The 418-nt window shown below is 43.8% G+C and carries 1 CRISPR repeat array.

Annotated features, from left to right (window positions below):
* Positions 1-62: 62 nt before the first annotated feature.
* Positions 63-356: a CRISPR direct-repeat array (repeat unit 32 nt; unit sequence GTCGAGGTCTTTGCGACCTCGTGGATTGAAAT).
* Positions 357-418 lie beyond the last annotated feature (62 nt).

The following is a 418-nucleotide window of genomic DNA, read 5'->3' as shown; positions in this document are numbered from 1 at the left end:
AGGTCTTTGCGACCTCGTGGATTGAAATATTGCAAATAAAAGTAATGCTTTCCCCAATTTGTGTCGAGGTCTTTGCGACCTCGTGGATTGAAATGATAAATCACCAGTAAGATGTGCAAGTTCTGGACGTCGAGGTCTTTGCGACCTCGTGGATTGAAATATAGCTTAGGTATCTGGATGATTTCAGATAGAGGTCGAGGTCTTTGCGACCTCGTGGATTGAAATTTATATGGCGTTATACGCTTTAAATGAATGCATGTCGAGGTCTTTGCGACCTCGTGGATTGAAATTCTTAGCTCTTTTCTTTTCATTGCGTTTTACCTTGTCGAGGTCTTTGCGACCTCGTGGATTGAAATTCCGGCTTCGCCTTTGTTGTAGGCTCCAGTATAACGTCGAGGTCTTTGCGACCTCGTGGATT

It is taken from the genome of Clostridium sp. KLE 1755 (assembly GCF_000466465.2).
GTDB classification, from domain to species: Bacteria; Bacillota; Clostridia; order Lachnospirales; family Lachnospiraceae; genus Eisenbergiella; species Eisenbergiella porci.
This window is presented reverse-complemented; position numbering and strand designations above follow the sequence as displayed.